This is a genomic window from Oceanispirochaeta crateris (assembly GCF_008329965.1).
Taxonomy (GTDB): Bacteria; Spirochaetota; Spirochaetia; order DSM-2461; family DSM-2461; genus Oceanispirochaeta; species Oceanispirochaeta crateris.
Genome location: NZ_CP036150.1, coordinates 3,029,402 through 3,053,563 on the forward strand (window position 1 = coordinate 3,029,402; position 24,162 = coordinate 3,053,563).

Annotated in this window: 19 protein-coding genes and 1 tRNA gene; 10 read left to right on the forward strand and 10 right to left on the reverse strand. The window is 39.6% G+C overall.

The genetic code is table 11. The features are described from left to right. Positions 1–15: 15 nt before the first annotated feature. Positions 16–1,017: an IS3 family transposase gene (locus EXM22_RS13750; protein WP_168203296.1), complete on the forward strand. Its 1,002-nt coding sequence runs from the start codon at positions 16–18 to the stop codon at positions 1,015–1,017. Between the two features lie 87 nt (positions 1,018–1,104). Further along, positions 1,105–2,316: an IS256 family transposase gene (locus tag EXM22_RS13755; RefSeq protein ID WP_149487894.1), complete on the forward strand. Its 1,212-nt coding sequence runs from the start codon at positions 1,105–1,107 to the stop codon at positions 2,314–2,316. A gap of 57 nt (positions 2,317–2,373) precedes the next feature. Here the strand turns inward: EXM22_RS13755 and EXM22_RS18595 are convergent, their stop codons facing one another. The 4 genes from EXM22_RS18595 to EXM22_RS13775 all read right to left on the reverse strand — a co-directional run bounded on the left by EXM22_RS18595 (position 2,374) and on the right by EXM22_RS13775 (position 5,387). Beyond that, entirely contained in the window at positions 2,374–2,646 is a 273-nt protein-coding gene (locus EXM22_RS18595; protein WP_149487077.1) for a type II toxin-antitoxin system RelE/ParE family toxin, read from the reverse strand. Further along, positions 2,643–2,831: a hypothetical protein gene (locus EXM22_RS13765; RefSeq protein ID WP_149487078.1), complete on the reverse strand. Its 189-nt coding sequence runs from the start codon at positions 2,829–2,831 to the stop codon at positions 2,643–2,645. Before EXM22_RS13765 ends, EXM22_RS18595 begins: the two co-directional genes overlap by 4 nt. Positions 2,832–3,121: 290 nt before the next feature. Beyond that, positions 3,122–4,660 (reverse strand): transposase, encoded by a 1,539-nt coding sequence (locus EXM22_RS13770; protein ID WP_149487079.1) that lies wholly within the window; start codon positions 4,658–4,660, stop codon positions 3,122–3,124. A 274-nt stretch (positions 4,661–4,934) separates the two neighbouring features. Further along, positions 4,935–5,387 carry a GNAT family N-acetyltransferase gene (locus EXM22_RS13775; RefSeq protein ID WP_149487080.1) on the reverse strand — a complete coding sequence of 151 codons (453 nt, stop codon included), beginning with the start codon at positions 5,385–5,387 and terminating at the stop codon, positions 4,935–4,937. A gap of 548 nt (positions 5,388–5,935) precedes the next feature. On the opposite strand from EXM22_RS13775, the gene EXM22_RS13780 reads away from it, so the two are divergent. The 3 genes from EXM22_RS13780 (at position 5,936) to EXM22_RS13790 (ending at position 8,072) form a co-directional block, all read left to right on the forward strand. After that, positions 5,936–6,208, forward strand: coding sequence for a transposase (locus EXM22_RS13780; RefSeq protein ID WP_168203513.1), 273 nt, complete (start codon positions 5,936–5,938; stop codon positions 6,206–6,208). A 23-nt stretch (positions 6,209–6,231) separates the two neighbouring features. Then, positions 6,232–7,041: an IS3 family transposase gene (locus EXM22_RS13785; RefSeq protein ID WP_246157022.1), complete on the forward strand. Its 810-nt coding sequence runs from the start codon at positions 6,232–6,234 to the stop codon at positions 7,039–7,041. A 302-nt stretch (positions 7,042–7,343) separates the two neighbouring features. Continuing rightward, positions 7,344–8,072, forward strand: a complete 729-nt coding sequence (locus EXM22_RS13790; protein ID WP_149487083.1) for a hypothetical protein — start codon at positions 7,344–7,346, stop codon at positions 8,070–8,072. Positions 8,073–8,938: 866 nt separating this feature from the next. Here EXM22_RS13790 and EXM22_RS13795 read toward each other — a convergent pair. Further along, a tRNA-Ile gene (locus EXM22_RS13795) sits at positions 8,939–9,012 on the reverse strand. Between the two features lie 302 nt (positions 9,013–9,314). Here EXM22_RS13795 and EXM22_RS13800 point away from each other — a divergent pair. Next, the gene (locus EXM22_RS13800; RefSeq protein WP_149487084.1) at positions 9,315–9,578 is read left to right on the forward strand and encodes a hypothetical protein; all 264 of its coding nucleotides are present in this window, start codon (positions 9,315–9,317) and stop codon (positions 9,576–9,578) included. A gap of 3 nt (positions 9,579–9,581) precedes the next feature. On the opposite strand, the gene EXM22_RS13805 is transcribed toward EXM22_RS13800, so the two are convergent. After that, entirely contained in the window at positions 9,582–11,435 is a 1,854-nt protein-coding gene (locus EXM22_RS13805; RefSeq protein WP_168203514.1) for a methyl-accepting chemotaxis protein, read from the reverse strand. A 156-nt stretch (positions 11,436–11,591) separates the two neighbouring features. On the opposite strand from EXM22_RS13805, the gene EXM22_RS13810 reads away from it, so the two are divergent. Then, on the forward strand, positions 11,592–12,116 hold the full coding sequence (locus tag EXM22_RS13810) for a TIGR03546 family protein (RefSeq protein WP_149487086.1): 525 nt from the start codon (positions 11,592–11,594) through the stop codon (positions 12,114–12,116). 13 nt (positions 12,117–12,129) lie between these two features. Beyond that, complete coding sequence (locus EXM22_RS13815; protein ID WP_149487087.1) at positions 12,130–14,298, forward strand: TIGR03545 family protein; 2,169 nt, start codon at positions 12,130–12,132, stop codon at positions 14,296–14,298. Positions 14,299–14,307: 9 nt separating this feature from the next. Here EXM22_RS13815 and EXM22_RS13820 read toward each other — a convergent pair whose 3' ends face one another. The 4 genes from EXM22_RS13820 to EXM22_RS13835 are packed head-to-tail and all read right to left on the reverse strand — an operon-like array spanning position 14,308 to position 21,856. Next, positions 14,308–15,222 (reverse strand): helix-turn-helix domain-containing protein, encoded by a 915-nt coding sequence (locus tag EXM22_RS13820; RefSeq protein WP_149487088.1) that lies wholly within the window; start codon positions 15,220–15,222, stop codon positions 14,308–14,310. 11 nt (positions 15,223–15,233) lie between these two features. Continuing rightward, entirely contained in the window at positions 15,234–17,183 is a 1,950-nt protein-coding gene (locus tag EXM22_RS13825; RefSeq protein ID WP_149487089.1) for a sensor histidine kinase, read from the reverse strand. Further along, a complete protein-coding gene (locus EXM22_RS13830; protein ID WP_149487090.1) occupies positions 17,167–18,708 on the reverse strand; it encodes a response regulator in 1,542 nt (513 codons plus the stop codon). The genes EXM22_RS13825 and EXM22_RS13830 overlap by 17 nt, the downstream gene beginning before the upstream one ends. A 4-nt stretch (positions 18,709–18,712) precedes the next feature. After that, positions 18,713–21,856, reverse strand: coding sequence for a ligand-binding sensor domain-containing protein (locus EXM22_RS13835; protein WP_149487091.1), 3,144 nt, complete (start codon positions 21,854–21,856; stop codon positions 18,713–18,715). A 276-nt stretch (positions 21,857–22,132) separates the two neighbouring features. Here EXM22_RS13835 and leuC point away from each other — a divergent pair, with 276 nt between their 5' ends. Together leuC and leuD are read left to right on the forward strand one after the other, a co-directional pair. Then, positions 22,133–23,539 carry a 3-isopropylmalate dehydratase large subunit gene (gene leuC / locus EXM22_RS13840; RefSeq protein WP_149487092.1) on the forward strand — a complete coding sequence of 469 codons (1,407 nt, stop codon included), beginning with the start codon at positions 22,133–22,135 and terminating at the stop codon, positions 23,537–23,539. Continuing rightward, positions 23,536–24,147, forward strand: a complete 612-nt coding sequence (gene leuD, locus EXM22_RS13845; protein WP_149487093.1) for a 3-isopropylmalate dehydratase small subunit — start codon at positions 23,536–23,538, stop codon at positions 24,145–24,147. Before leuC ends, leuD begins: the two co-directional genes overlap by 4 nt. The last annotated feature ends 15 nt before the right edge of the window (positions 24,148–24,162 follow it).

Genomic DNA, 24,162 nt, shown 5'->3' on the forward strand with positions numbered 1-24,162 from the left:
GATCTAGCAGTTTCATTGTTAGATGAAGCAATATCAGATGGAGCCAGAAGATCAGAAGCCTGTAATGTAATGGATATATCTGTCCGGACATATCATAGATGGAGTGATTCTTCTTGTGGTGACAAAAGAAAAGGAGCAGTGAAAAAGGTTAAAAGAAAGCTTGCAGAGTATGAACGTCAAGAGATTCTCAGGATTGCCTGTGAAGATAGATTTGTGGACTGTAATCCATATCAGATTGTTGTAACTCTTTTGGATGAAGGAGTATATATAGCATCTGTAAGTACTTTCTACAGAGTGCTGAGAGATGCAGACATGATTCACCACAGAAAAAGAAGTTACCCTGCAAGAAAGCAGAATAAACCTCCTGAGTTGGCAGCTACAGGCCCCAATCAGGTTTGGAGTTGGGATATTACTTTTCTCAAAACAGATGTGAATGGAATCTTCCTTTACTGCTATATGATCGTTGATGTCTGGAGTCGTAAAATTGTTGGTTGGGAGATACACGAATCTGAATCATCGGAGCTAGCCGAGCAAATGTTTAGAAGGTTAAAAATCATTCATAAACTGGAAGGAATCAGGCTGCATTCTGATAATGGGAATCCCATGAAAGGTGGTACCATGATTATGACATTGTATGCATTAGGAGTGATCCCATCTTTTTCAAGACCCAGAGTCAGTGATGATAATCCCTATTCTGAATCTTTGTTCAAAACTTTAAAATATACGGCCGGATACCCAAAGTATTTTAAGGATATACATCAAGCTCGTGTATGGATGGCAGATTTTGTGAATTGGTATAACAATGAGCATAAACATTCAGGAATCTCATATATTTCTCCAGCCCAAAGACACTGTGGCGATGGTTCAGAAATAATGGAGAAAAGGAATAAGGTCATAAGAAAAGCAATTAGCAAAACTCCTGAAAGGTGGAGTTCTGATCAAAAGATATGGGAGGATCAGAAACATGTGTATCTGAACCCATCTTTAGAGACTAAGAAGCAACTGATTTCAGCATAAAAAAAGACCCTGTAAATAAAACTGTGTAACTGCCTAATTCTGAATAGCCCAAAAAGGGCAATAGGAGTTAGGATGAATAGTATCATGATAGACAAAGATCGTTTGGATGAGTTAGCCACAGAATTGGCTAAAGGGGTTAAGACCGAGGCAGACTTGGCTGATCCTCTTGGCCAGCTGATGAAGCTGACAATTGAAAAAGCTCTAAATGCTGAAATGGATAATCATCTTGGTTATGAAAAGCATTCTCGGAAAGGGCACAACAAAAAAAATAGCCGTAATGGCTACAATTCAAAGAAAGTAAAAACTGATTCAGGGGAACTTGAAATAGAAACACCTCGGGATAGAGACTCAGAGTTTGAACCTCAAATGGTTAAGAAAGGTCAAAGAAGACTTCTAGGTTTTGATCAGAAGATTCTCACCCTTTACGCCAAAGGCCAGACAACCAGAGATATCGCTGAGACACTTAAAGATTTATATGGTGTAGATGTCTCTCATACCCTTATTTCTCAGGTAACAGATTCTGTTCTTGAAGAAGTGGAACAGTGGCAGAACCGCCCCTTGGACAGCTTATATCCCATCATTTATCTGGATTGCATCGTAGTCAAAGTACATCAGGACAAACGGGTCATCAAAAAGGCTGTTTACCTGGCTCTAGGGATCACTACTGAAGGTATAAAGGAATTATTGGGGCTCTGGATCTCTGAGAACGAAGGAGCCAAATTCTGGCTTTCTGTGCTGACAGAGCTCCAGAACCGGGGTGTTCAGGATATCTTTATAGCGTGTGTCGATGGACTAACTGGATTTCCTGAAGCTATCAATACCGTCTATCCTAAAACAAAGATTCAGCTCTGTATTGTACATATGGTCAGGAACTCCTTGAAATATGTTTCATACAAGGATCGAAAGGAAGCTGCTAGAGATTTGAAGGCAATCTACTCATCAATCACTCTGGATGAAGCAGAAAGAGAGCTTAATAATTTTGCTGAAAAGTGGGATAGCCAGTATGGCTCTATTAGTAAAATGTGGAAAAGACATTGGGAAAATCTGATAGCAATTTATGATTACCCAGATGAAATCCGGAAAATCATCTATACCACTAATGCAATAGAATCTTTGAACAGTGTCATTCGAAAAGCGATCAAGAATCGGAAGATCTTTCCCAATGACAAATCTGCATTTAAGATCGTATACTTGGCTATACAGCAGGCCTCCAAAAAATGGACTATGCCACTAAGAGCATGGAAACCTGCCATGAATCGATTTCAGTTGGAATATGGAGATCGATTTACAGATGAATAAGTTAGGCATTTACACAGGAAACTTTACAGGCTCTAAAAAAATCAAAAGTTGTGACAACTATGTTGAAACATTCCGGAATACTGTTAAAACGCTAATTCTATCTTCTTCAATTCTATAAATGATACGATAATTATCAACAATCAACTCCTTAATCGAAGTATCAGAATACTCTGGAACAATTCTTCCAGAAAAAGGAAAATTTGTGAGCTCATTCTCACAGTTCAAAATTTTCTCTATCTGCCTATCCGCATAATATAAAGAATCCTTAGAAATATATGCATGGATGCTTTCTAAATCTTTGATCGAATTAGCAGACCAAAAGACTCTCATTTTGAGATTTTGAACTTATTACGAACTTCTTCTGATGTATATAGATTTCCATTATCAGCATCAGTTAAACCTTTTTCAATCTTCTGACGAACATAAATTTTCTGCATAAAATCATCTAATGAAACTTCATCCGGAAGATGAGAGATAATATCATCTGAAATATTTTTCAATTCATGCTTCGTCAATTTGATCTCCTATAATACTCTCTATAAATTATAGTACAGTATTTTTAACAGGAAATATAGATTTAAATCCTTGCTCTGAGCAATCATTAGAATAGCATTGGCTAATATAACGAGACTGTAGAAAAACTACCTCTCGATTCTCAGTATTCCGTTTCCTGATAATTACTGACCAATTCTCAACATTTATTATCAAATAAATAATCCAATCGAGAAATCAATCAAAAACCCTCTGCATTTGATTTCATATGCCACTGATTCATTCTAACCAGAATCCCATATCAACCCTCATTCTATACACATTCAATCTTAATTTTTCCAATATTGTGCACCATACAATACAGCAGCCATTGAGTGTTCACCTTCTGCTTTCCACGCAGGGTAAATCTATTTAGTTTCTTGATACCTGCAATATGACCGAATACCGGTTCAACCGTACTCATTCTCTTGGAATAAATAGAACGACCATAAGGTGTATCAATCTTGTTTTTCATAACTTCAACAGGGATGTTTCCTTTGCCATCAGGAACCTCTTTCAGGATAGCAACCTGTCTGGCTTTCGTACTCTTTTTTCGGATGCATTTAGAGCGCAGAGCACAGTCTTTACATAAATGAATATATCCCTGATAAGACTGACCAACATACCGTCCATCACTACTTTTAAAGTTGGGTGATTTCAACCACATGGGATGCCCTGCTGGACATATGAGCTTGTTTGTAACTGTATCCATGAAGAAGTCTTCAGGACTGAAGTAATGCTTTCCCTTTTCCGGTTTCCAGTTCTGCACCTTCTTTTTGTATTTCCCGGCATCCTGGAAAGTCACATTTCTTTTCCTAAACTGATTGTCAGGGATATAGGCATCGATCTTTTTATCATGGATCAAATCCATGTTCTTCTTGTTATGAAAACCAGTATCCGCTGTTATAGTCACAGTCTCGTAAATATCGTCATCTATATTTGCTTTCTTACAGGTTTTATCAATTCCTTCCAGTATTTCAGGGAGGTGTCCTGATTCATTGATGTCCCCAAAAGCTTCTGCCCAGACAATGAGCTGATTCTTATCATCCACCGCGGCAATACCGTTATACCCCTGGAGAACGCCATGACCTGTAGACATTTTAGCGCTTTCATTATCAATAATATTACTTTTAATTGGTTTTTTCTGACTTCCCATACGCTCTACGTTTGACTCCAGAAAGTCAAAGATTTTATCAGACTGTGCCTTCAGTTTCTTAATAGCCTTCTCTTCTTTTTCCCTTTGTTTCTGATCATCCCAACTTGTGTCTGTACTCTTATGCTTGGCTACAAGATAGTTTACTGATCTCTCTATTTTCTTTGTTTTTGCCAGTAGTTCTGCCTTAGTTCCGCTCCACTCCTTGGAGCAGTTTGAAGAGATCTTACAACCGTCTATGGCAAACATATTCTTTCCTATCAGTCCCTGGGTGTAGCAGACTGAGATAATCATGGTGAACAGTTCAGCACATTCTGTATGTCTCGTTGAAATGAAATCGGCAATGGTTGTGAAGTGGGGTCTTCTATCTGCGGCCAGGGCCATACAGACGATGTTTTCATTACATAACTGGGCTATCTTTCTACTGCTGTTAATGCCTTTGGAATAGGCGTAAAGTATGATTTTCAGCAGTATGGCAGGATCATATGCCGGAGCATCGGTATAATCATTTTCATACCGGTTGGCAAATATGGAAAGGTCAATCTGGTGATCAATTAAATGACAAAGTGTGTATTCAAAAGTACCTGGTAAAACTTGCTTCTCAAAGCTGACTGGAATCATTAGGGTTTGCTCATAAGAATAATCTTTATACTTTGCCATTTGATCCCTCCCGTTTTAAGAATTTTATCATAAATTCTTCGAGAGCTGTTGAAAAGTTGACTTTTTCTACAGTCTCATCATGCTAATTAAGCTGCAGGGGAACCATCCACTGCACCCTAAGTCTCCAGTCCTCATAATTATTAAATATACTTTCTGGGAACGGGAAATTAATACCTAGATATGCATGTCAGCACAAATCCCCATAATAGTTGAAATAGAGGAATAAAAGGTGATGAAACAGCACCACCTTTATTAAATAACAAAAAAATTTATATCATGATTTTAGTCTTGCAACAATTTCATCATCTTCATATTCGCCGTTTTCAACAAATCCAATACTTTTATATAGTTTAGAAGCCGGGTTATCCGGAGCAAATGAGAGAGCAAAGCACGTAGCATTCTTTGTATTCTTCAGTTCTTCAATAATTTCGATTATAGCTGTTCTTCCATAACCTTTCTTCTGATGGTTTTTATCAATGGTAATTCCCCCAATCCAATAGCTATTATCACTTTCATCGAAAGCCCACATTAGAAATCCTACTATTGTGTCTTCTAAATATATGGCTTTAGGGTTCCATAATTTGCCATAATTACACAAGCAAAGATAATATGTTGGCTCTGCAACCCATTCTTTTTGATTTTCATGTACTTGTAACTTTGAAATTTCCCGCCAGTTTCCAGGGGTAATTTCCCGTAAATTTATTTGATTTGATAATGAAGTATTCATTATAACTCCTGAGTTAGTTAAGCTGAAATTAGAAGTGACTTCGGATCGTGGCTATTTGACAGGCGTAATCCGAGCAGACATTAAAACGATCGAGAAAAATATATTTAATTTAATAACCATCACTTTTGCCTCCTCAGACTTTGATACAGGAAAATTATAGGAATCCGAGACTTTATGCAACAGAGACCTCCAAATAAATTGAATGTGAGTATTAATCGCTATTTAGCTCAATGGACCTCTCACCAAAAGATTAGACACAACTCGCATGGAAAAGTCGACAGGATGTAGCATAATTAAGCTGTCTTGTATTACATAAGAGCCTGGCTTTCATATTCCATAAAAGCACTTATGCACCTTTTATCAGAGTTCAATTGAATATGGAAAAGTTTCATCATTAAATGTGCGGATCAGGATGAAACTGATGCCGGAATAATAGCAATCACATTTCAAAAGGCGTCAATAAGAGCGTCAGTCCCCTTGATCTATCCCCAATAAATCGTACCACAATATAGATTAGTTTTCAGCCAACAAATACAATGGAGGCTGATATGAAAAAGAGATTTACAGAAGAACAGATCGTAAAGATTCTGGGAGAACAGAAACTAGGTAAAAAGGTAAGTGACGTTGCCCGTGAATATGGAATCAGCGAAAATACTTTTTATATTTGGAAGAGAAAATACGCAGATATGACTTCCAAAGAAGTTGCCCGGTTAAAACAGCTTGAACAAGAAAATGAAAACCTAAAAAAGCTTGTAGCCAATTTATCACTGGATAATATGGCTCAAAAGGAAATCATAAAAAAGTTCTGCGACCCGGAGTAAAAAGAGAAGCAGTAAAGCATATTGTGAAATACTTCGGGTTATCAATAAGAAGAGCATGTCGTTTAGTTCAAATTCCTCGATCTACTTATCTTTATGATTTAAAACCTAATGATGATGGTGAGATTATCAAAGAGATATATAAGATCCTTAAAAACAACTCTAAATATGGCTGTGGAATGATCCATCTAAAACTTCGACAGAATAGTATCGCTATTAATCATAAGCGCACTGAGAGGATCTACAACGAACTAGGGCTGCAATTAAAGAGTAGGAAACGTAGGAAAAAGATTTCATCTGAGAATAGAGAGCCTGCGATCATTCCAAAAACACCAGGTAAACTATGGGCAATTGATTTTGTAAGTGATTCTGTTGGAAATCATAAGAAACTAAAAGTCTTAACAGTCATTGATCCAACAACGAATAGATCACCAATTATCCATGCTGGTTTTTCCATCAATGGAAGGCATGTTTCTGAAATACTGGATCGTGCAGGAGAAAAACATGGCTACCCTGAAACTTTACAATGTGATAATGGACCTGAGTTTAGAAGTAAAGAGTTGGACAAATGGTGCTATGAAAAGGGAATAAAAATCAGCTTTTCACGACCTGGAAAACCAACGGATAATTGCTACATTGAAAGTTTTAATGGGACATTTAGAAATGAATGCTTAAATTCCCATTATTTTGAATCTATTACTGATGCAAGAGAAAAGATCGAAGATTGGTGGTCTGAATATAACTATGAAAGACCACAAAAACGGTTGAAAGGAATGACACCAATAGAATTTGAGAGTAAGCTAAAGAAGCTGAAAACTAAATCTGTTGTTGGGTGAATATTGGGGTGAGGTCAGAGGGTTTAATTGCGAAATATTTCTTTATTAAGCTCAGGATAGAAGTCATCTTTTAGCCTTTTCGCATATTAAGTTGTCAGTCCAGAGGTGAAATTACTACACACCTTCTTGATGATCAAAATCATCATTATGGATGATCCAACCCAATCCACTCAAAAAAAGAATCTCAACCGGTTTAACGTTATTATGCATTCGCAAGGAATTATTGAAACTTAAATTAGTGACCAACTGATTGCTAATATGTGGTATATTTTTATTATACATATTAATCTGGAGTCTCTGGTATGAGTATACTTATTGGTTTAGGCACACTTTTAATTTTGATTATTGTAGTTTTTCGAATAGCACAAAAGGATCGAAAAGAGGAAGAACTTAAACAACGACACAAAGAATCTCTTCAAGCTGAAGCTTCACAGTATTCAAAGCATATAAATGAAAGCCTCCAGATAATGGGTAAAACAAAGAATTTAGAAACTTTAAAATCTAGGTTTGAATTCACTCTCCAGAGAATTGAAGATATGGAGTCACTAATATCAAGAGGATATGATGGTAGTGAGACGAATCCTATGGCATTTCGAAATTCTGTTGAATTAGCGTTCAATGAAAGACTTGTTGAAATGGCAAAGCAAGAATATGACAAAATCATGATTAAAAAAGATTCTTATGCCACTCTCTCCAGTGCCTTAAATGGACTCACAAAAGCTAGTCAGAAAATTGCCGAGCTCAAATTAATGATTTACCAATTAGAGCATTCAGGAAAGATGGCTGGAGAATCTATCGATCTGTTGATAGAGAATATCAGTAAACAAATAGTATTTGGAAAAGTAAAAGATTTGATTGAAAAAATCCAGAAAGAACAAATGAAGGATAACACTAAAAAGGTTAAAGACTATAAGGTGGAACTACAGTTTTTACTGAAGCAAGAGAATATTATATTTGATGAAAATCTATTCTCACAGGATTGGGAGAAATCTCAAACAAGTGATTTGCTTAAATTGATAGAACTTGCATAACAAGCAATTTGTTCATCAATATAATGCTATCAGTCAAATATGAGCATGACGGTATATTTATCATCAATGTATTTTATTAAAAGAGGAAGTAATATTGACTATGAAGAAGATGAGTCTCATCCTTATGGCAGTATTTCTATTCTCTAGCTGCCAATTATTTGAAAGAAGTGTTGAATACAAAATTTCCGGAACTCATTCCGCAAACCTCATAACATTGAACAATGACAGTGGAGGTACTGAACAATATTCAGATGTCTCATTACCTAAGAGTTATATTTATGATTACTTCCATGAATATTTTTTATATTTATCCGCTCAAACAAATGGCGACCCTGGTTCTATCACAGTACAAATATATATCAATGGGACCAAGAAGGAAGAATCGTCTTCAACGGGGTCCTATGTGATAGCGACAGCTTCAAGGTCTTATCAATAAGAATTTGGGGTTCCCCGTTCTTCTCAAAGTCTTCCAAGATCTTCCTGATTCGTTTTGTTTCTACGAAGGCACCCGGTTTTCACATTACTGACAACAAATACCACCAAAACAAAATTCCGTCATCTTGTCTATCAGAGTCTGAAATGACGATTTTTTTCCACATTCTGATAATATCATGATCAAAAAAATCAAATAAGTAGAGAACTAGTCCTCTTGTTGATTCAAATTTTAACGTCATCAAGACCTCTTCTTACACAACAGAAAGAGCTGATTTTAATATCACATTCAAAGACAATTACAAACATATCTGCGTCAATATCAGCGTCAGTGCCTTTTCAAGGGTAGACGGTCGTTTTACCTGATTCTGATTAATCCCTATCCCCGAAAGAGTTTAAACCAAAAAAAAGACACTCTAAAAGAGTGTCTTAAGTGGGCCCACAAGGACTTGAACCTTGGACCACCTGATTATGAGTCAGGTGCTCTAACCAACTGAGCTATAGGCCCCGGGACGCATAGGCGAGCAGTAAACAGAGCTTACGACCAGCCCAATGAGCGCTTATAGTAATGGAATGATTGAAAATTGTCAATATTTCCTTTCTGTCAGTTTAATTTTTGATCCAGCGGGGGCCAGGACCTTTTTATATGAATATTTTTTTACCGATTGCTTTATTTTGACCCATAAATAGAGTATAATAATAAGGCAGGGTCATAGAAAAACTATCACAGATTTCTACTTTTACTCCTGTAAATCGTTTGTTTTGAAACCAGCCATTTATTGACTAATCAGAATGAAAAAGGAGCCGTATATGAACCAGGATACAATGACAAAATATTCATATGAAAAAGAATTCTATGTGAAAGAAACACCCGGAAAATCATTCCTCCTGAGTTCTGATGATATTCAGCTCATTCTAAACATGGCGGAATCTCTTAAAGACCCTACAGATAGAAAATTTATAAAGAAACTGGCAAAAAAAGAATATATTACAAATGAAGAAAAAAAAGAGATGGACCGCATATTTATTGAAGCCATCTCCAAAATTCGTAGTAATCCTTCAGTCTCAGCATAAGAATCAGTATTTAAACTTCCCCAACCCTGTGACGATACTCAGTGAGGCGTCATGAAGAATATGGGTTTGATCCTGCATCTGTTTGCTTATGGTATCCACATTTTCTGCACCAGAACGCATATCAAGAGCCGCCTGACTGGTTTCATGTGAAATCCCCTCAATAGTTTGCATAGATTGATCAACACCTTTTGTGAGGTCAGTCATTTCAAGCATACTGGTTCTGACCCTATGGCTGTTCTCTTTCAAACCGCTTACTGAGGAGAGAATGAGCCCACTACCTTCTTTCAGCTCAGAAAGTCCAGCCCCAATCTCACGATAAGAATCAATCATGGAATCAATCCCGCTTGCGATTTGATGGAAGCTGTCTTTGGCATCCCCTCCCGCTTCAGATGTGTCTTGAATAGCCAGGATGATGTTCTTGATATTCTCATTAATTTCATGGGAACCCGTAGATGAAGTCTCCGCCAGTTTCCTAATTTCATCGGCAACAACGGCAAACCCTTTACCCGCCTCTCCCGCATGAGCAGCTTCGATGGCGGCATTCATTGCAAGAAGATTTGTCTGTGAAGCAATCTTTTGTATAAGAGAAAGTATCTCTTTAATTTTCTCAACACTGTCGTTGATCTTATTGATACGATCGACTGTGGCATCCAGCTTATTCCGGCCCTCTCTTGAAACAGAAGCCAATGCTTCTGCGGAACTGATCTTCCCTTCAGCGACAGAACTGATGCTGTCTATTGATGCACTTATTTCAGCTATGGCTCCTGAAGAACTCTCCACAATTTCGCTTTGGTTTTCTACATCATTATTTAGATCCTGAAGGTGGGTCATGAGAGAACCTGTTGCCGAAGTGGTTTCCTGAATACTACTATTCAGATCATCCATACGGTTAGAAACACCATCTATCCGTTGTCGGATTTGTTCAATAGAAGAAGAGGTTTCATTCGAGACGGTTACCAGTTCGTCCTTTGAATGTACTGTTTGGTTTACTGAGTTATCCAGGCTCTTTAAGAGTTCTGCATTGTTTTCAAACACCTTATAAAGCTGGTCATTCAGGGCCCCCAGCTCATCCCGAGAGAGGCAGTAGTTTTCAGATGCAGTGAAATCTCCATCGGCCAAAACACTGGCAAATTTTTCACAACTACTAATACGGCTTTTTATCCCCTTCATAAGCAGGTATATGTTCAAGACACTCATAATGACACTGATAAGCTGTACAGGGAACAGTTTTCTTCCCAAAGTGGACTGTACCTCTTCCAGGAAAACAGCTGAAGCCAGACTGTAATCAATACCCAAGCGCATTGTGATTAATATGGAAACCATTAAAATGAAGACGACAAGATTCATCCTTAATGTGAGTGTCATAGACATGATTTTACTGTCAAATGGAATATCTTTTGTAAAACTCTCAAAACGTTGGATAAATAGAACATAGAAAGGCAGACCAAAAAATACAGTACAGGCAAAACCAATATATGAGATATGTAGTCTCACATCAAAAGGGATTTTACTCATGAACAATAGTATAAACTGGGGAAGTATCAGGCTCTGAAGAATTCCTATATAGAGAACCAGCTTAGGAAAGACAACAACCTTCTTTGTAACTTTCTCTTTATTGACGAGCTTATATTCCTCATCTCCATTCTGCCACTTCTGTATGCTTTTATGGGTTTGCATTGAAAGAGCAACATATAAAATTTGGATTAATACTAACCAGATCCAGGTCAAGGGAGCTTTATGAATCTCTCCGATCCGAGCCATATTTAAAACACCCAAGTACTTGATAAAACTCCCTAAAAAAACATAGGGAAGAATGAAAATAGCCCATCCAAGAAAAAAACCATTATTTTTATTCATTATGTTCCTCATTTTATGCTAAATTCAATTTATCTGTAATTTGAACTTTATTCAATAAAAAAATGGTTATTCAGTATAGAAGAAGTCTGACAAGTTTGTTGAAAAAAGAAATAAATGTCCTATGATCAATAGTATGACAAAAATAGGAGAGTGGGTATGATCTCATTCATTGCGAAGATATTGGTATCCTTGAATAGCAATAGCAGGCCAGGAGAACTGAGCTCCGGCATTGCCTTCGGTTTCACTTTAGCCCTGATTCCAGGAGGCAACCTCCTTTGGGTCGCGGTTTTTGCAATCGCCTTCCTGATCAAACATCATCTGGGAGCCATGCTTTTGAGTATCCTCCTATTCAAGCCTCTTGCTCCTCTCTTGGATCCTCTTTTACACATGACAGGAGAGTTCATTTTAACACTTCCTTCACTGAGAGGGTTATTCACAACCCTATATAATCTCCCTCTTCTCCCCTGGTTTCGCATCAATAACACGGTTGTCCTGGGAGCCCTGGTATGGAGTCTGATCCTTTGGCTGCCAATATTCATTGTCTTCAGACTACTCGTTGTCCTTTACAGAAATAAGGTTGCCTCTAAACTGGCAAATTCCAAACTGATTAAAGCCTTTAAAAAAGTACCACTAGTATCTAAAATCAGTTCGACCTACCGAAAATTCAATTTTCTGACATAGGAGAGATTCATTCATGGGTAAAAATAAAACACCAAAACTATTCAGAAAAAAGTTCAAACTTAAAAAATGGAAGAAGTTGCTGAAGCAAATCCATATTCCTTCTGACCGCAAGATGGTCGAAGAATTATTTGAACTTCAGAATGATCGCATGGTTATTCAAGAAGATATTTCCAAAGAGATTCAGAAGAAGCTCAAACCTCTGGCCAAATCAATAAAGAAAAATAAAGGGATGGTCACAAAATGGAAGGGGATAATCCTTCTTGTACTGACAGGTTTAATTTTGATTTTTACCTTCTTCTTTAAGAATATGCTTATTGAAAAAGGTCTTGAAATGTCCTTGGAAAAGATTTTCCAGGCAGATGTAGATGTGATAACTCCCCGATTCTCACTGTTCAAGGGAGAGTTCAGTATACAGGGGATCTCTGTACAGGATAAGGACAGCCCAGAAAAGAACCTCTTTGAGACTGGGCCTACATCCTTGTCGATAAACATTCCAGAATTAACACGCAACAGGTTTAGAATTGAAACAATGATATTGGAAGACTTTCAAATGAACTCTTCCCGTGAGTCCGATATTCTGGAGGTAACTCCAACAGAATCTGAAGGCTCAAAACCTATGGTCAATCTCACCGGTTTGACTGATATGACGGATGACCCCACCGGACAGATCAAAGCCTTGATAGAAGAACAGAAAGAGAACCTGAAGACTCTGCATTTTATTGATAGTGCAGAGAGGGACCTGGATGAATTTACAGCAAAATGGGAAACAGAGTTTAAAGATTCCCGGGAAGAGATTGAAGAGTTTATAAGCAAATACTCAAATATAAGACAACAATCTCTTCCGAGAATAACAAACCTAGAAGAGGGAAAGGATCTCATCACAGAGTATGAGGGCTACTATGATGAAATCCAAAACAAGAGGGATGAGATAGTTGCTCTTCAGAAAAAGTTTCAACAGGAAAAAGAGAGACTGTTAGATTACAAGAGTGAAATAGAAGGCTTGATCCAGGAAGATTTGGCATACCTTGAAGGTCTTCTTGTGCTCCCCGGCCGGAATGAGATGAAGGATTTTGTATCTGATAAGATCAAAGAGATCCTCATGCAACGCTTTCAAGGCTATTATGACAAAGCCATGAAAATAATGCCTTATTATGAACAATACAAAGAGAATCAAGAAGAAAATGCCCCAGCAAAGGTTGAAACCAAACGTCTTTCAGGGAGGACAGTCTTGTTTCCTTCTCCCGATTCACCAAAATTTTTAATTGAGACAATCGACCTCAGCGGAGGGGACGATTACAGCGGTTACTTTTCCATGAATATAACTGGTATTTCCTCAGAACCGGAAAAATGGCCCGATCCGGTAAGGCTGTCCAGCCAATGGGATAGCGACAACCTGGACATGAGCCTCCAGGGATTTATAGATCTGAAAGAAAGTGCTCAGGAGTTATTCCACTTTACTTTTGACTCACCCGACAATCCTATTTCCTGGATAGACGGAATTCCCGAATTAGCTGTGGAATCGACTCATGCTCAACTGAGTTATCTTGGCAGCAGCTATCCATTGCCCGAAGAAAAGGGCATCGTGGTTTCTTTGGATATGGATTTCTCAGAAATAGAAATTCAAAAAGGAGATCAAGACGCGATAATGGCAAAGGTTTTAGATGAAACCATTCAGGAAATTCAAGAGTTCATTGTTACGGCAGAACTACACATCACAGAAAAGGGCATCCAATCGATTGATGTCAAAAGCGATCTAGACAATATCTTAAAAAGCCGTCTGGGAGAACTTCTTAAGGATCTGCCACAACAGGGAGTAGAAGAGCTGGAAACGGTTCTAAGAGATATGATAAGAGAGAACCTTCTTGCCTCGGATAAGGTGAATGAAACTCTGGATAACCTGAACATAGATTCCCTGGAACAATTGAATAGCCTCGATGATTTGAAAAACCAGATCAAGGCGGTTGAAGATCAGGCAAAAGGTCAAACAGAGGCCTTACTAAAGGAATATGAAGATCAGGCACGGGCCGAAGCGGCTAAGTTACAAGCCGAGGCAGATCAAAAAAAGAAAGAAGCTGAAGCTGCTGCGGAAGCTGAAAAAAAGAAAGCGGAGGCGGAAGCTGAGGCAAAAGCGAAAGCTGAGGCTGAGAAGCTGAAAGACTCTATCAAGATACCTGGGTTTTAAGATACCGTGTCAGGATTCTCCTCTGAGGGAATTCAGCATTTCAACTCTGGACCTCTGACCTGTTTTCTTGTATATGCTGGCAACATGATTGCTTACGGTATTGGCCGAAATAAATAAGTCTCGGCCAATTTCCTTATAGGTAAGTCCTTTTTCAAGTAACAGAATGATCTCAATTTCACGGCTAGTAATTCCCTTATTTTCAAAAAAGGATGCGGGTTTTTCACTTAACGGTAGAGGGACAAGATCCGATGTGAGGATACGGTTCATTAAAAACTGAACAAGAACAACTGCTAACCACAGAAAATACAGTGTCTGAACAGGAAACAGTAGAACTTCACTATCCGTTTCTGGAAAAAAAAGAGAACCAATCATGCGGACAACCAGAAGAAGCGGCAAAAACAGGAATGTCCCCGCAAAAAGAAGTGTAACAGAAACGCGGCCTCTTTGATCACGTATTAAGGGAAGGGAATGAAGAGCATCTATGAGCACAAATATAAAAGCTGTAAAAAAGAAGATTCCTAAAGGCAAATTCCAGACAGGAGAAAGCCCCTTAATCAACAAAAAGACTCCTGCAATAAAGTAGGATATTGAAGCTGTAAGAATCCAAATCAAACGCTCACGGGTCCAGGGACGGGACAATATATAATTTATCGTTGCCTGCAGATAATAGATTAGAAGAGAATATCCCAAAACATAAATGACCCTCAGAAACATGCGTAGAAAACTGTCATCCCATCCAGCGATCTCTGAAAAATAGAACCTGATACCTGAAGTGAAAAATAAGAATAAAATAAACCCGAGAAATAGACATCCTTTGAATTTCCAGAGAGCTTTTTCTTTATAATAATACAAAACTCCCAAAAAAAGAGATCCCGCCATGACTGCGAAGGATATGATAAAAAAGAATAAAAACAAATGTTCCATTGTTCCACCATTTAAGATGCTGAAATACTTTCGGGAAGAATTAGAGTGAAGACTGTGCCGGCCCCGGGAGAACTTTCAAACGAAATAGAACCTTTCAATTTTTCCTCAACCAGGGACTTGACGATTGCCAAACCCAGACCAGTTCCACCTGCTCCCTTTCTAGTTGTAAAATATACATCAAAGATATGATTCTGTATATGAAGGGGGATTCCTCTTCCTTTATCGCAAACACTGAGATGGATGAAGTTTTTCACCTTTAATCCTTTGATAGTGATAACTCCCCCAGGAAAGTCTTTTAGGCCGTGGATCAAGGCATTATTGATCAGATTCGTCAAAACTTGGGAGATAATACCCGGAATGCTGGTGATCATAAGGTCTCGGCTCAAGTACATCTCAATGGTGCAGCCTGTCTTTTTTATCCCCAAATTAAGGCCTTTTATGAGCATCTCCAAATATTCATTGAGATTTATGGTTCTGATATCAGGAACAGCCTGATCAGAAGCAACCTGCTTGAAACCATTGATTAGAATTCGAGCCTGCTCCATATTTCTGAATATAAGATCCGAAGACTCTATTGTATCCGAAATATAATTATTAAAATCGTCCTCAGACAAATCACCTGTTGTGTACAAGTTTGAAATTTTCTTAGTTGTAGATACAATGCTTGTAGAAAGAGTGACACCAACACCCAAAGGTGTTCCCAGCTCATGGGTCACCGAGGCAACCAGTCGGCCAAGGTCAGCCATCCTTTCATTTTCACTCATCTGTTCTATGGCGTCCATGGCCGTAGTTTCGGCAGAAATCCTCAAAGAGGTCTCGCTCTTTCTTTTTTCTACCATATCCTGAATCATGGCTGCACCAAAAAACATAACAAGAAAGGCCAGTCCCAATAGATAAAAGATAATAGGAGCCATGATCCAACTATCATCAAGCCGGGATAAAAGATACCCTGAAGCGGTCACCAAAGTAAAAAGAAGCCATCCATAGAGCAACCATTGTGCAACGCCTCTTTTTCTCAAGATCAGCCAAAGAAGTCCACCCCCGATAAATACATAGGAAATGAGGCTCTGAAGATTCACAATGAAGAAGACAAGATGAGACGGGACCAACAATGGAAGGAATGATAGAAAAAGTGACAGATATAGAAGGATAGAAAAATAACAGTGGTCAATTTTTTTATATCCAGACAACTTTAAAAATGATTTCAAAAAAAGGATAACAGCGGGGTTAAACAGGCCTAAAAGAGAATACCAGAAAAGCGGTGTCCCTCCCGTTCTTAACCGGCCAATAAGAGAAGGCCCCAAGCCTGTCATAAAGAGAGTGTTTAAACTTGATGAGAGAACAAGCATGAGAAACAGCCAATTAATGCGGTATCTCATATTTATAATCAAAATGATTGAGAGAAGAAGAATGACCATGAGGAACCCCATGCCCATCCCCTGAATCAGTGTCCAGGATTGCTGTTTCCTCAAAAAGTTTTCATAGCTTCTAAGAAAAAATTGATAATGAGACACATAGCGTGAGTGAATATGGATGTAGAGAGTATAATCCTCCCGGGCAAACTGCGTGACAGGACTATAAGTAAACCCCCGGTACTGGGTCTTATGAATAGAACTATCCGGGAGGGTCCAATCAACACGAGAACGTTGGACAAGAAACCCATCTTTCACAAGAAAAGACTCCCAAAATCCAACGCCTTTATGTTCTGTTAAATAAGAATCTGTCTCATGAAAGACATTATTTAGTTTCACCTTTAGCCAAAGATGGGTTCCTTTCTCTCTGGAGGGGTTTTTGGCATGTGTGTACCATTTTGATTCTGGAAGATCCATAAGGTCATAGATGAATGAATCCTCATCAGCATATGTTTCCAAAGCGCCAAGCTCTTTTAAATTCTGTTCCTGAGAAAAGAGGGGAGCTATCACCAGAAAGAAAATAAGAAGACTCTTAATCTGGAAATGCATTTAAAATGCCTTTTAACTCATCATAATTTTCCACAAAAAGATCGACTAATGCAGGTTCAAAATCCCTTCCTTTCCGTTCCAGGATGAACTCAAGAGCTTCATCCAATTCCCAGGCTCTTTTATATACCCGTTTATGCGTCAATGCATCAAAAACATCCACCACAGCCAAGATACGGGCTGGCCTGGAAATATCTTCTCCTTTAATCCCGAAAGGATAACCGCTGCCATCCCAGCATTCATGATGAGAGAGGGCAATGGTGGCTGCATCCGGAAAGAACTCATCTTCATTGGAACTGAGCATTTTGTATCCAATTTGAACATGAGATTTCATGACCGCCATTTCATCTTCAGTCAGTTTTCCAGGTTTTTTCAAAATATGATCAGGAATACCAATCTTGCCAAGGTCATGGAGGATGGAAGCCATTTTCCAATTCTCTGCCTGATCTTCATGAATACCCAGTTTTCTAGACATGAGATATACCATTTCTGAAACTCTTCTAATATGATTCCCTGTCTCAGAGAAGTGCTGTTCAATGACCTCAGAAAGAAAATACAACATTCTTTTTTGAGAACGGGACCGACTCACCGATAAAATCCAATAGTCCATAGCCAGGGATGCATTCAGCATAAAAGCCGATAGAATAGTATGGTCTGTCAGATCCGGTTCTTTCAGAACCTTCGTGATCAAATACAACCCTTCTTCCTGCCGGGAATCCAGAGCACAAGACAAATAAGGAAAAGAATAGAAAATACTATTCCCTTTGGAACATTCTGACAAAAGAGAAGCAAACTCCCCATCTCCGGAAAGGTCCAAAACAGACCCTTCCCTTTCCTTATAGACTCCTAATCCCAAGCGAACACGGCAGCCCTTATCTCCCTTCTGTAATATGAGCGAATCCATGGGTACCGCGCTGGAATCACCGGAGGCAATTTGCTGAAACTGTTTGATGATGAGAGATAGAAAATCATGAGTATTTTCGGTTGTCCAAAGTTCTGTGCCACAGCTCAAAATCTGCTGAAAGCCTTTACGGTTCCTGTTTAAAACATGGATATCCCTATAGCCCCTTATGGCAACCGTCAGAGATGTGATGAGCTTTACATCTGTCAGTTCTGTTTTTTCTTTATAATCGTTGATTTCATACCTTTGAATGATATCCCGCTCTGGAGCCAGACCTGGTTGACCCGTCCTGAGGATCAAACGGATTTCCATATTCTTCTGTTCATGACGCAACCAATGGATGAATTGTAGCCCGCTGTTATCCTCTTCCATGACAATATCGACAAAGGCAACGGCTACATCCGGATTTTCAATCATGACCTTCTTGGCTTCCACAAATGAAAATGCAGATAAGAAATTAAGTTTTCGACCTTCAAACTGATAATCCCTGAGCACCAGTTTCGTAACTGAGTGCATGATGGGTTCATCATCAACAATGAGGATTTTCCAGACTTCCTCCAGAAGCAATTCATCATTTTTCCTGGTTTTGGTCTTAAATTGAACTCCCTTGTTTTGTGGCACATTCATAAGCCTATGATTCCTGCTCTTTTTTTACTAATGGGAATTTCATATGAAAACAGGCTCCGTCTTCATCATGAATGCTAACGATGCTTCCAGAAAACTGAAGCTTAATCAGGTTGTATACAAAAAATAAACCCATACCAATACCTCTTGCCTTGCCGGAATCGGAACTTCCCTCAAAAGGTTCAAATATTTTAGTTTGTGCCTCATTTGAAATCCCCTTACCATTATCTTTGTATATTAAAAGAGCTACTTTTTCTGAATAAACCACTTTTAATGATATTTCCTTATCAAGGTTCTTCTCGTCCATTCCAGTGAAGGCATGTTGAAGAGAATTCCCTAAGAGGCTGTCTATGATCTCTTGAAATGAACTGATGGATCCCAAGATGAATGATTCTGTTTCCGGCAGGTCCATATGACAGGCAATCCCCGCCTTTTTCAAAGTACTAATCCAATACTGGCTTATATACACTTTCAGAACATCACTGAGATTAAAAAGAACCGGCGCAGGAAGGGCCTGAGCACTGGAGGCCCGTGACAGTTGATGAACAATCTGTACCGCTTGTTTTGTCCCATCCAGAGCCATATCACAACATTCAATCAATTGAGAATTTGGGTCATTCGACTCTAGAGAGGTTTTTAAAAACGAGAGGGCCGTTAAGCTGGAACCAAGAGGGGTGTTTAGATTGTGAGCCAGGCGAACAGTCAGGCTGACCAACGAGGCCATTCTCTCACCAACATTGAGGATTTCACGCATTTTCTTTTCCCGGATGAGAGCCTGCTCCAAATCGACAGTCCGTTCTTGTACCCTCTGCTCCAAAAGAGAAGCTTTTTCTTCACTCTTTCGGATTTTCCATTGAAGGACTATAAGCAGTAAGGCAACGATAGCAATAACAAGAGAAATCTTAAAAATCATTGTTTGATGAAATTCTGGTTTTACATAGACTCTTAGTGACTTTTCTGGCGACCAAACGCCATCGGAGCTGGCCGATTTATATCGGAAATGGTAGACCCCGGGTAATAGGTTTGTATAAGTTGAATTGGGACTATTTCCTGTGTAGTTCCAATTAGGTTCCAATCCATCGAGATAATAGGCATAACTATTCTTTTCCGGTTCAGAATAATGAAGAGACTTAAAATCAAAGGTGACTACAAGTTCATCCCTCGTCAGTCTCAATTCTTCCAGAGCACTCAGCGTTTTTGGCAGAAGAACCTTAGAGTGAACAAGTTCATTGACTGAAATCTTTCTATTATTGATCTTCAGGCCGGTAAGAAGGGTTTCTGGTGTTTTATCATTAAATGAGACCACCAGAGGATCAAAATAGCTGAGCCCTTCCACGCCACCAAAATACAGAATTCCATTCCTGCCTGACAGAGAGGCTCCGCTGTTAAATTCATTACTCTGAAGCCCATCAGATTCTGTAAAGACTGTAATACTCATGCTTTCAGGAGAAATAAGGGCCAGGCCCTTGTTTGTACTTGTCCAAAGCCGGCCCTGCCTGTCTTCCAGTATTCCGTAGACAGTATTGTTAGGCATTCCCTGCTGAGTAGTATACCCTTGAAATGTGTCTGACTCAGAAACATATCGGTGGAGGCCGCCTCCGGCAGTCCCCACCCAAAGCGTTTGATCACTGGAAACAAAAATACTTAAGATATGAGCCCCAGACAGGCCATGAACGGCGGTTGATTCCGGTGAGTAATGTTTAACAAGTGTCCCTTCCAGATCTAAAACCATCAACCCAGAATCAATGGAACCGAGGTATACCCTTTCATCCTCAATCAACATGGTTCTAAATGATAGAGTGGGAACATCAGGCAGCCTGATCGTCTGTTGAAGAGAACCTTCCTGGCTGATGATGTGAATGCCTCCCCCCTGGGTTGTGGCCCAAATCCTGCCTCGTTTATCTTCGGTAACTGTATAAATACTGCTGAAACTGCCTCGTACAGGGATGAAAAGATCTTTTTCTTTATAATACAGACCATGATTTTTGGTACCGATCCACATCTTCCCCCGGCTGTCTCTAAAAAGACTCATGACCCGGTTGTCTCCCAGTGCTCCTGAACTTTCCGGATTGGCAGTAAAATGCTCCAGGAGAGCTCCCGTAGAAGAGAAATGATACAAACCTCCTCCAAACGTACCGATCCAGAGGCTCTGGTCTATATCTTCCCACAAAGAAACAACGATTAGATTATCCAGCCCTTCTTTAGATCCAAGGTATGAAAAACCAACCCTGTGTATATCGATTTTCTTCAAACCATGACCTAATAACCCTACCCAAAGATTATCCGAGCGGTCTATAAAGACAGATAAAACAGTTGTGCCCTCTATGAAAGACCTGCTTTCCTCGGGCCCACTGCATTCACTAAGGATGAGCCCCTCTGAAGCAGTTCCCGTCCAGACCCTGGATTTGCTATCCGAGACTAGGGAGGTAACTGATACGTCTGTACCCGCACAAGGATGGACCTCACCGCTTGTAAGATTAATTTGATACAACCCTTTATCGGAACCTGCCCAGAGGATATAATTCTGTTTTTCAAGAGCTTTGATCTTACGGTCTTTCAGAATGATCTGTTCTGTTTTTCCACCAGCCAGATCAAAGACAATCAAACCATTATCGCTTGCAACAAAGATCTTATTTGCTTCTAGAATCAAATCATTTACTTTCAAATTTTGTAAAAGAGGATTCAATTGTCCGTTGTTAAAATAAAAAATACCTTTATCCGCAAGAGAAAGAATCACCCCCCCAGAGTCTACAGCTATTGCCTTTCGCACATCATAAGACATGAGGCTCATATCATAGGGTTCAACGACTTCCGTCTCAAAGAAATACCGATACAAACCAGATGAAGAAGAGATTATAATGTCTCCCCTCTCATCCTCAGTGATGCTATAAACATACCCACTGGAAACGGACGTTTCTTCACCAATGATGGTAAACTCCACCCCATCAAAAAGGTTAATCCCATCTTGTGTACCAAACCAGAGAAGTCCCCGGCTATCTTGAAAAATCGAATAGACTGAATTTGTGATCAAACCATCATCGATCGTATAGGAGGTAAATCGAACTGTCGATGACCCGTGAGGCTCCAAAGAATGGAGCGTGATAAAACTGAAGAGATGAATAATAATAAAAAGTAGTCCTATTCTATTCACTATTCAAGGATACTAGCTAATGGAAAGGAGTTCAAATACTTAATAATTATTTTTCGCTCTAACTCAATTAGATTTAATTTCAAAGCTGCTCATTCAAGAGAAGCTCACGACCTTTGACATGCTTCTAGAACAAACTACAGTCCAGGTACATGATAAAGTCAGGATAGATTCATCAATAAAAGAACAAAGTTTATCCCGAACCATATAAAATGATCTGGAAAAAGATGAGAATCATTCCTACAATTAAGAGATCATAATAAAGTAAGGATAGACACAGTGGCTAGAAACACACTTTATAACAAAATTTGGGATTCTCACAATGTAGGGGTTCTCCCCACAGGTCAGAATCAACTTCTCATAGGATTGCATTTGGTTCATGAGGTGACCAGCCCCCAAGCCTTTGATGCACTGAGAGAAGAAGGCATATCTGTTGCATTTCCAGACAGAACGTTTGCAACATGTGACCATATTATACCTACAAACTCTACAAACAGGCCTTTTGATGACTCTCAGGCCGAACTCATGATGGAAGCTCTGGAGAAGAATACAAAGGATTTTGGTATAACCTTCTACGACCCACCCTCTGGAAAACAGGGCATTGTCCATATTGTAGGTCCGGAAACGGGATTGACCCAACCGGGTATGACAATTGCCTGTGGAGACTCTCATACCTCCACCCATGGTGCCTTTGGAACTTTGGCCTTTGGTATTGGAACGAGTCAGGTTCGGGATGTATTGGCTACAGGCTGTTTGTCCATGGACGAACTCAAGGTGAGAAGAATAGAGGTCAATGGGACTCTCCCCGAAGGAGTCACTCCTAAGGATGTGATTCTCTATATCATCAATAAACTGGGTGTCCGTGGTGGGTTGGGATACGCTTATGAATATGCGGGAGATGTATTTGATGCCATGTCCATGGAAGGAAGGATGACGGTCTGCAATATGTCGATCGAAGGTGGTGCCCGAGCAGGATATGTCAATCCCGATGAGACTACATTTTCCTACCTGAAGGGTAGAGAATTTAGTCCTAAGGGAAAAGCCTGGGATAAGGCTGTCAGCTGGTGGAAATCTCTGTCTTCAGACAAGGATGCCCAATACGATGACCTGGTTATTTTTAAAGCCGAGGATATTTCTCCTATGGTTACCTGGGGAATTACTCCTGCACAGAGCGTATCAGTGAACGAAAAGCTTCCCCTTCTGACAGGTATTTCTGAAGACCTGAAAAAATCGCTATCCGATGCCTATGCACACATGAAACTGACACCTGGTCAGAAAGCGGTTGAGATTCCCGTTCAGGTAGCCTTTATAGGCAGCTGTACTAATGGCCGAATGTCCGACTTAAGGGCAGCCGCAGAGGTTGTCAAAGGAAAAAGGATTCATCCGGATGTCAGAGGAATCGTTGTACCAGGTTCCATACCTGTTCGTCTGCAGGCCATGAAAGAGGGCTTGGATAAAATATTTGAAGACGCTGGTTTTGAGTGGCGCCAGGCAGGATGTTCCATGTGTCTTGCCATGAATCCGGACAAGCTGATTGGGGATGAAATTTCTGCCAGCTCCAGCAATAGGAATTTCATAGGTCGCCAGGGAAGCCCCAAGGGAAGGACCCTGTTGATGTCTCCTGTTATGGTGGCGGCAGCAGCCCTCAATGGACATGTCAGTGATATCAGGGAGTTGAACAAATGAGTGTAAAAAAGATTACCTCTTTACGGGGAACAGGAATCTCTATCAGAGGCAACGATATTGATACGGACAGAATCATACCTGCCCGATATCTGAAGGAAATAACTTTTTCCAAAATGGGAGAGTACCCCTTCTTTGATGAAAGATTTCAAGAAGATGGAACAGAAAAAGACCATCCCTTCAATAAAAAAGAGAGAAAGGATGCCTCAATTCTTGTTGTAAATGATAACTTTGGATGCGGTTCCAGCAGAGAACACGCTCCTCAGGCACTTTTCAGATGGGGAATAAAAGCTGTTTTGGCAGAATCTTTAGCCGAGATTTTTGCTGGAAACTGTACCATGATCGGAATGGCTGCGGTCACACTCTCCCCGGGGGATATTAAAGAAATCCAAACAGCCGTAGAGAGTGACAGCCAAGTGGAAATCAAATTGAATCTTGAAAACATGACAGTTGAATGCGGTGAAAAAAGTTACAAAGCCATGATGCCTGAATCAGGTCGGCAAGCCTTGATAGAAGGCACTTGGGATAGCACCTCTCTTCTGAGAAGCCGGCTGGATTTAGCAAAAAAAACGGCATCTTCGCTCCCTTATATGAATCACTTTGAATCCTGAAATACTCTCGTCCTG

Excerpts from the sequence above, each read along its gene's own strand:
- EXM22_RS18595 (WP_149487077.1), bottom strand. The coding sequence starts at position 2,646 with ATGAGAGTCTTTTGGTCTGCTAATTCGATCAAAGATTTAGAAAGCATC.
- EXM22_RS13770 (WP_149487079.1), bottom strand. The coding sequence starts at position 4,660 with ATGGCAAAGTATAAAGATTATTCTTATGAGCAAACCCTAATGATTCCA.
- EXM22_RS13775 (WP_149487080.1), bottom strand. The coding sequence starts at position 5,387 with ATGAATACTTCATTATCAAATCAAATAAATTTACGGGAAATTACCCCT.
- EXM22_RS13780 (WP_168203513.1), top strand. The coding sequence starts at position 5,936 with ATGAAAAAGAGATTTACAGAAGAACAGATCGTAAAGATTCTGGGAGAA.
- EXM22_RS13790 (WP_149487083.1), top strand. The coding sequence starts at position 7,344 with ATGAGTATACTTATTGGTTTAGGCACACTTTTAATTTTGATTATTGTA.
- EXM22_RS13800 (WP_149487084.1), top strand. The coding sequence starts at position 9,315 with ATGAACCAGGATACAATGACAAAATATTCATATGAAAAAGAATTCTAT.
- EXM22_RS13805 (WP_168203514.1), bottom strand. The coding sequence starts at position 11,435 with ATGAATAAAAATAATGGTTTTTTTCTTGGATGGGCTATTTTCATTCTT.
- EXM22_RS13810 (WP_149487086.1), top strand. The coding sequence starts at position 11,592 with ATGATCTCATTCATTGCGAAGATATTGGTATCCTTGAATAGCAATAGC.
- EXM22_RS13815 (WP_149487087.1), top strand. The coding sequence starts at position 12,130 with ATGGGTAAAAATAAAACACCAAAACTATTCAGAAAAAAGTTCAAACTT.
- EXM22_RS13820 (WP_149487088.1), bottom strand. The coding sequence starts at position 15,222 with ATGGAACATTTGTTTTTATTCTTTTTTATCATATCCTTCGCAGTCATG.
- EXM22_RS13825 (WP_149487089.1), bottom strand. The coding sequence starts at position 17,183 with ATGCATTTCCAGATTAAGAGTCTTCTTATTTTCTTTCTGGTGATAGCT.
- EXM22_RS13830 (WP_149487090.1), bottom strand. The coding sequence starts at position 18,708 with ATGAATGTGCCACAAAACAAGGGAGTTCAATTTAAGACCAAAACCAGG.
- leuD (WP_149487093.1), top strand. The coding sequence starts at position 23,536 with ATGAGTGTAAAAAAGATTACCTCTTTACGGGGAACAGGAATCTCTATC.